The following is a 13,416-nucleotide window of genomic DNA, read 5'->3' as shown; positions in this document are numbered from 1 at the left end:
TATAGATTATTAAAATAATGAGGTAAGAAGATGCAAGAAAAATGGTGGCACAATGCCGTAGTCTATCAAGTCTATCCCAAGAGTTTTATGGATAGTAATGGAGATGGAATTGGTGATTTGCCAGGAATTACGAGTAAGTTAGACTATCTAGCTAAGTTAGGGATTACAGCTATTTGGCTTTCTCCTGTTTATGACAGTCCGATGGATGATAATGGCTACGATATTGCTGATTATCAAGCGATTGCTGCTATTTTCGGGACTATGGAGGACATGGATCAACTCATCGCAGAAGCTAAGAAGCGTGACATTCGAATTATCATGGACTTGGTGGTCAATCATACCTCGGATGAACACGCCTGGTTTGTCGAGGCATGTGAAAATCCTGACAGCCACGAACGAGACTACTATATCTGGCGAGATGAGCCCAATGATTTGGAGTCTATCTTTAGTGGATCTGCTTGGGAATACGATGAAAAGTCGGGTCAATACTATCTCCACTTTTTTAGCAAGAAACAGCCCGATCTCAACTGGGAGAATGAAAAACTGCGCCAGAAAATTTATGAGATGATGAACTTCTGGATTGATAAAGGTATTGGTGGTTTCCGTATGGATGTCATTGACATGATTGGGAAAATTCCTGATGAGAAAGTAGTCAATAACGGTCCTATGCTCCATCCCTATCTCAAGGAGATGAACCAAGCCACCTTTGGTGACAAAGATCTCTTGACAGTAGGAGAGACCTGGGGTGCAACGCCAGAGATTGCTAAGCTCTACTCGGATCCAAAGGGACAAGAATTGTCTATGGTATTCCAGTTTGAACACATCTGTCTTCAATATCAGGAAGGGCAACCTAAGTGGCACTACCAAAAAGAGTTAAATGTAGGGAAGTTAAAAGAGATTTTCAACAAATGGCAGACAGAGCTGGGAGTTGAAGATGGCTGGAATTCCCTCTTCTGGAATAACCATGACCTCCCTCGTATCGTCTCTATCTGGGGAAATGACCAAGAATATCGCGAAAAATCTGCCAAAGCCTTTGCAATCTTGCTTCATCTTATGAGAGGGACTCCCTATATCTACCAAGGTGAGGAGATTGGGATGACCAACTATCCATTTGAAACACTGGACCAAGTAGAAGATATAGAATCCCTCAACTATGCGCGTGAAGCTCTTGAAAAAGGTGTTTCTATGGAAGAAATCATGGACAGCATCCGTGTCATCGGACGTGATAATGCTCGTACTCCGATGCAGTGGGATGAGAGCAAAAACGCTGGTTTCTCAACAGGTCAACCTTGGTTGGCAGTTAATCCAAACTACGAAAAAATCAACGTTCAAGAAGCACTGGCAAATCCAGATTCTATTTTCTATACTTATCAAAAACTCGTTCAAATCCGTAAGGAAAACAGTTGGCTGATTCGCGCTGACTTTGAATTGCTTGATACGGCTGATAAGGTTTTTGCTTATATCCGTAAGGACGGTGAGCGCCGCTTCCTAGTTGTGGCTAACTTGTCCAATGAAAAACAAGATTTTTCGGTAGGAGGAAAAGTCAAATCTGTCTTGATTGAGAACACTACTGCTAAAGAAGCAGTTGAAAAACAGACCTTAGAGCCATGGGATGCTTTCTGTGTGGAACTAACGGATTAAAATAAGTGAACCTCAAGCCTTTGATGCTTGGGGTTCTTTTACTAAAAAATATATAGAAAAGCCTTTAAAAAATATTTGTTAGAATTTTCTAAAAAATCTGGCGAAAGTCCTTGCTTTTATGAAAAAATAGGGTATAATGGTGAAAACACTATCTTTAAGGAGATTACTTATGAAATCGAAAAAGTGGCTCTTAGGAGCAGGTGCTGTTTTGAGTGCGGCCCTACTGTTAACTGCTTGTGGGCAAAGTGAAAAGAAAGCGGATGCTCCCAAAACATTCTCTTATGTCTACGCTATGGATCCATCTTCTTTGGACTATAGTGTGACGAGCAAGAGCTCAACCTCTGACGTTATAGCAAACGTTGTTGATGGTCTTTTGGAAAATGATAAGTATGGGAACTTAATTCCATCACTTGCAGAAGACTGGTCTGTTTCAAAGGATGGTTTGACTTACACCTACAAACTTCGTAAGGGTGTAAAATGGTATACTTCTGATGGAGAAGAATACGCTGAAGTTAAGGCCAAAGACTTTGTTACTGGGCTTAAACATGCTGCTGACGGGAAATCAGATGGTCTTTCTTTGATTCAGGATTCTATCAAAGGTTTGGCAGAGTATGTTAGTGGTGAGAGCAATGATTTCTCTACCGTAGGAGTTAAGGCTGTTGATGATTACACGGTAGAATACACACTTAACAAACCAGAAAGTTTCTGGAACTCTAAGGTCACAACTGCGACCATGCTTCCAGTTAATGAAGAATTTTTGAATTCTAAAGGGAGCGACTACGGTGCACCAACCCCATCAGGTATCCTATATAATGGTCCTTATTTCTTGAAATCATTGACTTCAAAATCAGTCATTGAATATGAAAAGAATCCAAACTACTGGGATAAGGACAATGTCAAGATTGACAATATTAAACTAACTTTCTACGATGGATCAGACCAAGAATCCTTGATTCGTAGCTTTACACAAGGTGCCTATACAACAGCCCGTCTCTTCCCAACAAGCTCAAACTTTGAGTCAACTAAACAAGAGTACGGCGATAAGATTGTTTACAGTCCACAAGAAGCGACAAGCTACTACCTCACTGTTAACGTAAACCGCCAATCTTATAATAAAACAGCTAAAACAGACGAAGCTCAAAAAACATCAACGAAAGAAGCTCTTCTCAACAAGAACTTCCGTCAGGCGCTGAACTTTGCCCTTGATCGTCATTCTTATACTGCTCAGTTGAATGGTGAAGAAGGTGCGAACAAGATTATCCGTAACAGCCTAGTGCCACATGACTACGTTCAAGTGGGTGAAAAAACCTTTGGAGAGTTGGCGCAGGCAGAGCTCGTTTCATATGGAGACCAGTGGAAAGATGTAGCCCTTACAGATGGCAAGGATACGATTTACAGTCCTGAAAAAGCTAAGGCAGCCTTTGCTAAAGCCAAGGAAGAATTGCAAGCCAAGGGTGTTACCTTCCCAATCCATTTGGATATCCCGGTTGAACAAACAGATGTAATCGCGGTTCAACAAACTAACTCACTCAAGCAGTCTATCGAATCATCACTTGGTACTGAAAATGTCATTGTCGATGTCCTTCAAATGACCGATAATGAGAAATTGAGCATTACATCTCAAGCCAAGGTTCCATCCCAAAAAGACTATGACTTGAACGGAACTGGTTGGGGACCAGACTATCAAGACCCAGCTACCTACCTCAACATTCTTGATGCTAAGAAGGGTTCTGCCCTTAAACACTTGGGGATTAAGCGCGGACAAGATCCAGAAGTGATGGCTCAAGTTGGACTGGACGAATACAAGAAACTCTTGGATGATGCTGCAGCTGAAACCAGCGACCTTAACAAGCGTTATGAAAAATACGCTAAAGCTCAAGCTTGGGTGTCAGACAGCTCGCTCTTAATCCCAGTTGCTTCTTCAGGTGGTTCTCCAACGGTTAGCCGTACTGTACCATTCACAAAAGCTTATTCTCAAGTTGGGATCAAGGGAGACCCGTTTGTGTTCAAAGGATTGGAGTTGCAAAATGACGTTGTGACTGCAAAAGAATACGAAGAAGCCTTCAAGAAATGGCAACAAGAAAAAATTGAGACAAATGCCAAATACCAAAAAGAACTTGAAAAACACGTCAAGTAATCTATAAAAAGAAAAGGAAGTTGCAGGAAACTGTGCTTCCTTTTTTGTTTTGAGACACCAGTTGTCATAAAAGCAGTAACTTTACATTTTTGAATAAATTTGATAAAATATGGTTATGTTATAAAAAGTGACATAAAGGAGTGAATGATGATCAAAATGAAAAAAAGACTAATCGGGACAGGTCTTGTATTAGCGACAGGGATTTTGCTCTCTGCATGTGGACAGTCCAATACAGATACTAGCACTTATTCATCAACATTTAGTGCGAATCCAACAACTTTTAACTATCTCCTAGATTATTATGCAGATAACACTGCCGTTATTACCAATCTCGTAGATGGTTTGTTAGAAAATGACAGCTATGGGAACCTCGTACCTGCTGTTGCGGAGGATTGGTCTGTTTCATCAGATGGTTTGACCTATACCTACAAGCTTAGAAAAGATGCCAAGTGGTATACGGCTGATGGTGAGGAATACGCTTCAGTTAAAGCTCAGGATTTTGTCACTGGGATCAAATATGCCGCGGACAAGAAGGGGCAAGCTATGGATCTGATCCAAAATTCAATCAAGGGATTGAATGACTATGTGACGGGTGTGACCAATGACTTTTCAACTGTCGGTGTCAAAGCCTTGGATGATTACACAGTCGAGTACACTTTGACTCGACCAGAACCGTATTGGAATTCAAAGACAACCAATAGTATTCTTTTCCCAGTCAACGAAGAGTTCTTGAAATCAAAGGATAAAGATTTTGGTACCTTGACACCAGACAGTATCCTTTATAATGGTCCTTATCTGTTAAAAGATTTTACATCAAAATCTTCGATCGAATATGTGAAGAATCCACACTATTATGACCATGACAAAGTAACCATTGAAAAAGTTAAGTTAGCCTATTTCGATGGGTCAGATCAGGAGATGACCATTCGAAACTTTGAAAGTGGTGCTTACTCGATTGCAGGAGTCTATCCAAATAGTTCGAACTATGCTAAGACAAAAGAAAAATACCAAGACAATATCGTCTATAGCTTACAAGACAAGACATCTTGGTACTTTAACTTTAACGTCAACCGCAAAACCTATAATCATACCGCTAAAACAACGGACGAACAAAAGAAATCAGCTCAAACAGCTATCTTAAATAAAAATTTCCGTCAGGCTATCAACTTTGGTATTGATCGAACAGCTTACTCTGCTCAATCTAACGGTGAAGAAGCAGCCAGCAAAACCCTTCGTAATACTCTGGTTCCCCCAACATTTGTTCAGGTGGGAGATAAGACCTTTGGAGAAGTAACAGCTTCTAAGCTTGTGAACTACGGAACTGAGTGGTCAGGTATCAATTTGGCAGACGCTCAAGATGCTTACTTTAACAAGGAAAAGGCCCAAGCAAAATATGCGGAAGCTAAAAAGGAATTGGAAGCTCAAGGCGTGACTTTCCCAATCCATTTGGATGTCCCTGTTGATCAGACAAATAAAAACGCAGTTTCTGGTATGAACTCGGTCAAACAAACCCTTGAAACAGTACTAGGTTCTGACAATATCGTCATTGATGTTCAACAGCTTTCTACAGATGACTTTGGAAATGTTGCCTTCCTAGCACCAAACCCAGCAGCTCGTGATTACGACCTGAACTTTGATGGTTGGGTTGGTGATTACCAGGATCCATCAACTTATCTAGACCCCTTCAATGCTGAAACTGGCTTCTATCTCAAGATTTTTGGTCTTGATGCCAAGGAAGACCAAGAGCTCATTAAGAGTTTGGGGCTCGATATCTATACGAAACTTCTAAAAGAAGCAGATGCTGAGAATAAAGATGTCGCTAAGCGTTATGAAAAATACGCTGAAGCTCAAGCTTGGATGATTGACAATTCTCTAGTTATGTCTGCTATGTCAAATGGTGGTACAGCCTCTGTAACCAAAGTAACTCCGTTTACACGTGCCTACTCCCTAGTGGGAATCAAGGGTGACGGAAATAATTATAAGTACATGAGATTACAAAAAGACCCTGTTACCAAGAAACAATTTGATGAAGCCAAGGCTAAGTGGGAAGAAGAAAGTAAAAAAGCTATCGAAAAGAGCCAAAAAGAGTTTGAAAACCACGTAAAATAAGATTACAGACAAGGTTGCCCCTGAGCGCCTTGTCTTTTTGTGCAGAATGGCATTTGGAACTTTGCTTATATTTTAGAGCAACTTAAGAGAACAAAAGCGAATGAAAACGCTGAAAATAGCAAGGATGGATGGAATTTCCATCATGATTGTGATATAATATTTATAACTATTAACGTGTATAGGGGATTATCATGAGTAGACGTTCAAAGAGAGCTCGTTTAGGGAATGTGAAACGAAATATTAATATAGTTTTAGCAACCATTTATTTATTATTGAGTGGTTTTTTGCTGTTCTTAATTTTTAAACATAATATCTTAGCTTTTCGGTACCTCAATATCCTTACGGCGGTTCTTATTTTTATTTCTGCTGTAATTGCAATCCTTCTGATAGTGTATAAAAAAGCCGAGAAGTTTACGGTTTTCTTTTTGACACTTGCTATCGTAGTTAGCTCCGTTTCTCTCTATGCTTTGCAACAGTTTGTCGGTTTTACCAATCATATCAATGCGACCTCAAACTACTCAGAGTATTCGATGAGTGTGGTCGTTTTGAAAGATAGTGAAATCAATAATGTGACCCAGTTGGATAGTGTAACAGGTCCGACTGAAACAGATAATGATAATATCCAAAAGTTGGTGGCGGATATTAAGACGACACAGAGTAAAGACTTGACAGTTGAACAGAGTACTTCTTATCTAGCAGCTTATAAGAGTCTGCTTTCTGGCGAAACGAAAGCAATTGTCTTAAATAGTGTTTTTGAAAATATCATTGAAGCAGAGTATCCAGATTATGCTTCAAAAATCAAAAAAATCTATACAAAACAATTAACTAAGGATGTAGCGGCACCAAAGGTATCAAAGAATAAAGCTTTCAATATTTATGTGAGTGGTATTGATACCTATGGTCCGATTAGTTCCGTTTCGCGTTCAGATGTAAACATTTTGATGACTGTGAACCGAGATACCAAGAAAATCCTTCTGACTACAACACCCCGAGATTCCTATGTTCCGATTGCGGATGGGGGAAATAATCAAAAGGATAAGTTGACCCATGCTGGAATTTATGGAGTGGACTCGTCGATTCATACCTTGGAAAATCTCTATGGAGTGGATATTAACTACTATGTTCGCTTGAACTTCACTTCTTTCTTGAAATTGATTGACCTTTTAGGTGGCGTTGATGTCTATAATGATCAGGATTTCACTTCTTTGCATGGCAAGTACCATTTCCCCGTTGGGAATGTCCATCTAGACTCTGAGCAGGCTCTTGGTTTTGTTCGTGAGCGCTACTCTCTAGCAGATGGAGATCGTGACCGTGGTCGGAACCAACAAAAGGTTATTGTAGCTGTTATTCAGAAGTTGACGTCAACCGAAGCTTTGAAGAACTATGACAATATCATCCAAGGATTGCAAGATTCTCTTCAGACCAATATGCCTTTGGAAACCATGATGGATCTAGTCAATACTCAATTGGAGAGTGGTGGGAACTACAAAGTCAACTCTCAAGACTTGAAGGGAACTGGACGCACGGACCTTCCTTCATACGCTATGCCAGATAGTAACCTCTACATGATGGAAATCGATGAAAGTAGCTTGGCTGCCGCCAAAGCTGCTATCAATGATGTGATGGAGGGCAAGTAGCATGATAGATATCCATTCGCACATCGTTTTCGATGTGGATGATGGTCCAAAGTCGATAGAGGAAAGCAAAAAGCTTCTTATAGAGGCCTACAGTCAAGGAGTACGAACAATTGTTTCCACTTCGCATAGACGAAAAGGGATGTTTGAAACTCCTGAAGAAAAAATCGCAACCAATTTTTTGAAGGTGCGAGAAATGGCTAAGGAAGTTGCGGATGACTTAATCATTGCCTATGGGGCAGAAATTTACTATACGCCGGATGTTGTTGAGAAGTTGGAAAAGAAATTAATCCCAACCCTCAACGATAGTCGCTATGCTTTGATTGAGTTTAGTATGAATACGCCCTATCGAGAGATGCATAAGGGGCTGAGTAATATTCTAATGTTAGGCATTACACCCGTCATTGCCCACATTGAACGTTACGATGCTTTAGAAAATAATGAAAAGCGCGTGCGAGAGCTGATTGATATGGGATGTTATACTCAGGTTAATAGTTCTCATGTTTTGAAACCAAAACTCTTCGGAGAAACCTATAAATTTATGAAAAAGAGAGCCCAGTATTTCTTGGAACGAGATCTGGTTCACGTGATAGCAAGTGATATGCACAACTTGGATCACAGACCTCCTCATATGGGGGAAGCCTATGATATCATTGCTAAAAAATACAGTGAAGATAAGGCTAAGGAACTTTTTAAGGATAATCCCCGAAAAATAATAATGGATCAATTGATTTAGGAGAAAAAATGAAAGAACAAAATATGATGGAAATCGATGTATTTCACTTGCTTAAAATCCTTTGGAAGCGAAAATTGTTAATTGCTTTGGTAGCATTCGTGACAGGGATAGTAGCATTTGCCTACAGTAGTTTTATTGTGAAGCCGGAGTTTACGAGTACGACCCGAATTTATGTGGTCAATCGTAATCAGGGAGATAAGCCTGGCTTGACTAACCAAGACTTGCAAGCAGGATCTTACTTGGTAAAAGACTATCGCGAAATCATTCTCTCGCAAGACGTTTTAGAGAAGGTTGCGACTGATTTGAAACTAGAACTCCCTCCAAAAGGTCTAGCTAGTAAAATCAAGGTAACAGTTCCAGTGGATACGCGTATTGTATCGATTTCTGTTACAGACCGTGCACCTGAGGAAGCTAGCCGTATCGCCAACTCTTTGAGAGAGGTTGCGGCTCAAAAGATCATCAGCGTCACTCGCGTTTCGGATGTGACAACACTTGAAGAAGCACGCCCTGCAACATCGCCATCTTCACCAAATATTCGTCGCAATACCATGGTTGGATTCCTTGCGGGGGCGGTTGTGATGGTTGTCACAGTTCTCCTTGTTGAGCTCTTGGATACACGAGTGAAACGTCCAGAAGATATTGAGGACGTGATGCAAATTGCACTATTGGGAGTAGTTCCAAATTTGGATAAATTGAAATAGGAGAGAAAAATGCCAACGTTAGAAATTGCACAAAAAAAATTAGATTTGGCAAGAAAAGCAGAAGAATACTACAATGCCCTTCGCACCAATATTCAATTGAGTGGGAATAACTTGAAAGTGATTTCCATTACCTCTGTCAAACCAGGAGAAGGAAAATCAACAACTTCTACCAATATTGCTTGGGCTTTCGCGCGTGCGGGCTATAAGACGCTGTTGATTGATGCGGATATCCGTAATTCAGTCATGTCAGGTGTCTTTAAATCACGGGAAAAGATTACAGGCCTAACAGAGTTCTTGTCAGGCACAACAGACCTATCACAAGGTTTATGTGAAACCAATGTTGAAAATTTGTTTGTCATTCAAGCGGGTTCTGTATCACCAAACCCAACAGCTTTGTTACAAAGTGAAAATTTTGCGACCATGATTGACACCTTACGTAAGTACTTTGACTACATCGTTGTAGATACTGCTCCGATTGGAGTTGTTATCGATGCGGCGATTATCACGCAGAAGTGTGACGCTTCTGTTTTAGTAACTGCTGCTGGTGAAACAAATCGTCGTGATGTCCAAAAAGCTAAAGAACAACTCGAACAAACAGGCAAACCATTCTTAGGAATTGTGCTTAATAAACTCAATACTTCAGTTGAAAAATATGGCTCCTATGGAGCATATGGAAACTATGGGAATTATGGCAAAAAATAATAAATAGTTTAGGGAAGATATTATGGAAGAAAAGGGATTGAAGATTACTTTGGCGACAATCCAGAGTTTTCTTGTCATTTTATTAGCTTATTTACTTAGTTTTGTTAAGGAAACAGAGATTGTGAATACTTCTGTTATTATCTTGTTCATTCTTCATTTTTTTATTTTTTATATCAGTGATTATGGGCATGATTTTTTTAAAAGGGGTTATTTAGCAGAGTTTATCAACACTGCAAAGTACATTGTGTTCTTTGCTTTAGCTATCAGTATTTCGAATTTTTTCTTAGAAGATCGTTTTAGTATCTCTAGACGAGGAATGATTTATTTTTTGACAATACACTCTATTCTGTTGTATTTGTTGAATCTATGCATTAAACGCTATAGAAAAAGCATCTTTCCAAATCTCAAGGGGAGTAAGAAGATATTCTTGATAACAGCGACCTCTAGGGTTGAAAAAGTCATCGATAGGCTGATAGAGTCGGGAGAAATTTTTTGGAACTTGGTGGCAGTCAGTGTTTTAGACCAGCCTGATTTTCAGCATCAATCCTTAACGGTTGTACCTGCTGAGAATATCTTAGACTTTGCTACTCATGAAGTTGTCGATGAGGTCTTTATCAATCTACCAAGTGAAGAGTACGACATCGGGGAGTTTATCTCACTTTTTGAGACAATGGGAATTGATGTTACAGTTAATCTGAATGCTTTTAATAACTATCTAGGTAGTGATAAAAAGATTCGTGGGATGGCAGGGCTGAATGTTATCACGTTTTCTACAAAATTTTATAAGACCAGTCATGTCATTGCTAAACGGTTCATTGATATTGTCGGTTCGATTGTCGGCTTGATTATTTGTGGTTTGGTGAGCATTGTTTTGGTTCCGATGATTCGACAAGATGGTGGGCCAGCGATTTTTTCTCAAACGCGTATTGGAAAAAATGGTCGACATTTCACTTTCTATAAATTTAGATCTATGTGCGTGAATGCTGAGCAGCGGAAACAAGAACTTTTGGCGCAAAATACTATGCAGGGGGGCATGTTTAAGGTCGATGATGATCCTCGTATCACTCCAATTGGTCGCTTTATTCGTAAGACCAGCCTAGATGAGTTACCGCAGTTTTGGAATGTTTTAATGGGAGATATGAGTCTGGTCGGAACCCGTCCCCCAACAGTGGATGAGTATGAGAAATATACTCCTGAGCAAAAACGTCGATTGAGTTTTAAACCTGGGATAACAGGCTTGTGGCAAGTCAGCGGGCGAAGTGAGATCAAGGATTTCAATGAAGTTGTTAAATTAGATGTGGCCTATATTGATGATTGGACTATTTGGAAAGATATTGAAATATTGTTAAAGACCGTTAAAGTTGTATTTATGAGAGATGGGGCGAAGTAATTTCTGCCCTTCAGTCCTGTTAGGAGAGAAATGAAACAGTCAGTTTATATTATTGGTTCAAAGGGGATTCCTGCTAAGTATGGAGGATTTGAAACCTTTGTTGAAAAATTAACCGAATATCAAAAAGACAGCAACATACAATACTATGTTGCTTGTATGCGTGAAAATTCTGCTAAGTCTGGCATTACGGAAGACCAGTTTGAGCACAATGGAGCCATTTGCTTCAACATCGATGTACCCAATATCGGCCCGGCCCGCGCCATCGCTTACGATATTGCAGCGGTCAACAAGGCTATTGAATTGGCTAAGGAAAACAAGGACGAAGCTCCCATTTTTTACATTCTAGCTTGTCGCATCGGTCCTTTTATTTCTGGACTTAAGAAAAAAATTCGTGCGATTGGTGGCTCTTTGCTGGTGAATCCTGATGGTCATGAATGGTTGCGAGCAAAATGGAGCCTTCCAGTTCGTAAGTACTGGAAATTTTCAGAGCAGCTCATGGTCAAACATGCAGATTTACTGGTCTGTGACAGTAAAAACATTGAAAAATATATCCAAGAGGATTATAAGCAGTACCAACCAAAGACCACCTATATTGCCTATGGGACAGATACAGCTCCTTCAATCCTGAAAGCAGAAGATGCCAAAGTTCGAGATTGGTATAAGGAAAAAGAAGTTAGCGAAAATGGCTATTATCTAGTAGTGGGACGATTTGTTCCTGAAAATAACTACGAAGCCATGATTCGTGAATTTATCAAGTCCAAGTCCAAAAAGGACTTTGTTCTCATCACAAATGTGGAGCAGAATAAATTTTACGACCAGTTGTTACGGGATACTGGTTTTGACAAAGATCCTAGGGTCAAATTTGTCGGTACTGTCTATGACCAAGAGTTGCTCAAGTACATTCGTGAGCATGCCTTTGCCTATTTCCATGGGCATGAGGTTGGAGGAACCAACCCTTCTCTACTGGAAGCTTTAGCATCCACAAAACTAAATTTGTTGCTAGATGTTGGTTTTAACCGTGAAGTTGGTGAAGATGGGGCCATTTATTGGAAAAAAGATGAGTTGGCACGTGTCATTGAGGAAGTAGAAGGATTTGATCAGGTAGCAATAACTGACTTGGATTTCAAGTCAAGCCAAAGAATCCTCTCAGCTTTCACATGGGAAAAGATTGTGTCAGATTATGAAGAAGTGTTTAAAGGATAGGGAATGAAACGGATTTTATACTTGCATGCTGGTGCAGAAATGTATGGAGCAGATAAGGTTTTACTGGAATTGATTAAAGGGTTGGATTCCAAAGAATTTGAAGCTCACGTCATCCTGCCAAATGATGGTGTTTTAGTCGAGGCTTTGCGCCAAGTTGGAGCTAAGGTCAGCGTGTTGGATTATCCGATTTTACGTAGAAAATACTTTAATCCTAAAGGCATTGCCGACTATATTCGCTCTTATAATTTCTATGCTAAGCAAATCGCCCTCTATGCTCGACAACACAGTATAGATATGGTTCACAATAATACAGCGGCTGTTTTGGAGGGCATCTATTTGAAACGCAAGCTCAAGCTGCCTTTGATTTGGCATGTTCATGAGATTATCGTCAAACCCAAAGCTATTTCTGACTTTATCAATATGCTCATGGGACGATATGCAGACAAGATTGTGACGGTGTCCCAAGCGGTCGCTAATCATATCAAGCAGTCTCCCTTTATCAAAGATAGCCAAGTGGAAGTGATTTATAACGGTGTCGATAATGCTGTCTATTATCCAATGGATGCGTCTTCTATTCGTGAAAAATTTGACATTGCGCAAGATGCACTTGTGATTGGCATGATTGGTCGGGTCAATGCTATAAAAGGACAAAATGATTTCATAGAAGCAGTCGAGCCACTTTTGGAAAAGAATGAGCAAGCGGTGGCTTTCCTAGCTGGAGGTGTTTTTCCTGGTGAAGAATGGCGTTTAGAAGAACTAGATAAGAGAATAGCTTCTTCATCTGTTGTGTCACAAATTCATCGTATTGATTACTACGATAAGACTTCTGAACTTTATAATATGTTTGATATCTTTGTCTTACCAAGTATAAAACCTGATTCCCTACCTACAGTAGTCCTAGAAGCCATGGCTTGTTCAAAACCAGTTGTTGGTTATAACAATGGGGGAATAGCTGAAATGGTAGTAGATGACAAAAGTGGTTGCTTAGTCAAACCAAATCGTCCTCAAGAACTTTCTAATGCCATTTCTCTCTTACTAGATAGTTCTGAAAAAAGAGAAAAATTTGGGCGAGTAGGATATCAGAGACAAAAAGAGCTGTTTTCTTTGGAGAGTTACATCAAGAACTTTTCGGAGTTGTATAAAACAGATAGAAAAGATTAGTT

10 protein-coding genes are annotated in these 13,416 nt (G+C 39.9%); all 10 read left to right on the top strand.

The window, feature by feature from the left end; genetic code table 11:
* The first annotated feature begins 30 nt into the window (after window positions 1–30).
* The 10 genes from A6J84_RS06275 to A6J84_RS06230 all read left to right on the top strand — a co-directional run bounded on the left by A6J84_RS06275 (window position 31) and on the right by A6J84_RS06230 (window position 13,414).
* Window positions 31–1,641: a glycoside hydrolase family 13 protein gene (locus tag A6J84_RS06275; RefSeq protein ID WP_095726268.1), complete on the top strand. Its 1,611-nt coding sequence runs from the start codon at window positions 31–33 to the stop codon at window positions 1,639–1,641.
* Between the two features lie 169 nt (window positions 1,642–1,810).
* Window positions 1,811–3,778 (top strand): peptide ABC transporter substrate-binding protein, encoded by a 1,968-nt coding sequence (locus A6J84_RS06270; RefSeq protein ID WP_053091386.1) that lies wholly within the window; start codon window positions 1,811–1,813, stop codon window positions 3,776–3,778.
* Between the two features lie 147 nt (window positions 3,779–3,925).
* Window positions 3,926–5,887, top strand: coding sequence for a peptide ABC transporter substrate-binding protein (locus A6J84_RS06265; RefSeq protein WP_095726267.1), 1,962 nt, complete (start codon window positions 3,926–3,928; stop codon window positions 5,885–5,887).
* Window positions 5,888–6,078: 191 nt separating this feature from the next.
* Window positions 6,079–7,524, top strand: a complete 1,446-nt coding sequence (locus A6J84_RS06260; RefSeq protein ID WP_000091222.1) for an LCP family protein — start codon at window positions 6,079–6,081, stop codon at window positions 7,522–7,524.
* Window position 7,525: 1 nt separating this feature from the next.
* Window positions 7,526–8,257 carry a capsular polysaccharide biosynthesis protein Cps4B gene (gene cps4B / locus A6J84_RS06255; protein WP_095726266.1) on the top strand — a complete coding sequence of 244 codons (732 nt, stop codon included), beginning with the start codon at window positions 7,526–7,528 and terminating at the stop codon, window positions 8,255–8,257.
* A gap of 8 nt (window positions 8,258–8,265) precedes the next feature.
* Entirely contained in the window at window positions 8,266–8,958 is a 693-nt protein-coding gene (gene cpsC, locus A6J84_RS06250) for a capsular polysaccharide biosynthesis protein CpsC (protein ID WP_000664126.1), read from the top strand.
* A gap of 9 nt (window positions 8,959–8,967) precedes the next feature.
* Complete coding sequence (locus A6J84_RS06245; RefSeq protein WP_061588742.1) at window positions 8,968–9,660, top strand: tyrosine-protein kinase; 693 nt, start codon at window positions 8,968–8,970, stop codon at window positions 9,658–9,660.
* A 22-nt stretch (window positions 9,661–9,682) separates the two neighbouring features.
* Window positions 9,683–11,050, top strand: coding sequence for a sugar transferase (locus A6J84_RS06240; RefSeq protein WP_084880417.1), 1,368 nt, complete (start codon window positions 9,683–9,685; stop codon window positions 11,048–11,050).
* A gap of 30 nt (window positions 11,051–11,080) precedes the next feature.
* On the top strand, window positions 11,081–12,253 hold the full coding sequence (cps2T, locus tag A6J84_RS06235) for a beta 1-4 rhamnosyltransferase Cps2T (protein ID WP_095726265.1): 1,173 nt from the start codon (window positions 11,081–11,083) through the stop codon (window positions 12,251–12,253).
* Window positions 12,254–12,256: 3 nt separating this feature from the next.
* On the top strand, window positions 12,257–13,414 hold the full coding sequence (locus A6J84_RS06230; protein ID WP_095726264.1) for a glycosyltransferase family 4 protein: 1,158 nt from the start codon (window positions 12,257–12,259) through the stop codon (window positions 13,412–13,414).
* Window positions 13,415–13,416 lie beyond the last annotated feature (2 nt).

Origin of the sequence: Streptococcus sp. FDAARGOS_256, assembly GCF_002289235.2 — a bacterium.
In the GTDB taxonomy this organism is placed as follows: Bacteria; Bacillota; Bacilli; order Lactobacillales; family Streptococcaceae; genus Streptococcus.
The sequence above is the reverse complement of the archived record's forward strand: the minus strand, read 5'-3'. Positions and strand labels throughout refer to the sequence as shown.

Coding starts and splice junctions, on each gene's coding strand:
- cps4B (WP_095726266.1), top strand. CDS start 7,526: ATGATAGATATCCATTCGCACATCGTTTTCGATGTGGATGATGGTCCA.
- A6J84_RS06270 (WP_053091386.1), top strand. CDS start 1,811: ATGAAATCGAAAAAGTGGCTCTTAGGAGCAGGTGCTGTTTTGAGTGCG.
- A6J84_RS06230 (WP_095726264.1), top strand. CDS start 12,257: ATGAAACGGATTTTATACTTGCATGCTGGTGCAGAAATGTATGGAGCA.
- A6J84_RS06260 (WP_000091222.1), top strand. CDS start 6,079: ATGAGTAGACGTTCAAAGAGAGCTCGTTTAGGGAATGTGAAACGAAAT.
- A6J84_RS06245 (WP_061588742.1), top strand. CDS start 8,968: ATGCCAACGTTAGAAATTGCACAAAAAAAATTAGATTTGGCAAGAAAA.
- A6J84_RS06240 (WP_084880417.1), top strand. CDS start 9,683: ATGGAAGAAAAGGGATTGAAGATTACTTTGGCGACAATCCAGAGTTTT.
- A6J84_RS06275 (WP_095726268.1), top strand. CDS start 31: ATGCAAGAAAAATGGTGGCACAATGCCGTAGTCTATCAAGTCTATCCC.
- cpsC (WP_000664126.1), top strand. CDS start 8,266: ATGAAAGAACAAAATATGATGGAAATCGATGTATTTCACTTGCTTAAA.
- cps2T (WP_095726265.1), top strand. CDS start 11,081: ATGAAACAGTCAGTTTATATTATTGGTTCAAAGGGGATTCCTGCTAAG.
- A6J84_RS06265 (WP_095726267.1), top strand. CDS start 3,926: ATGATCAAAATGAAAAAAAGACTAATCGGGACAGGTCTTGTATTAGCG.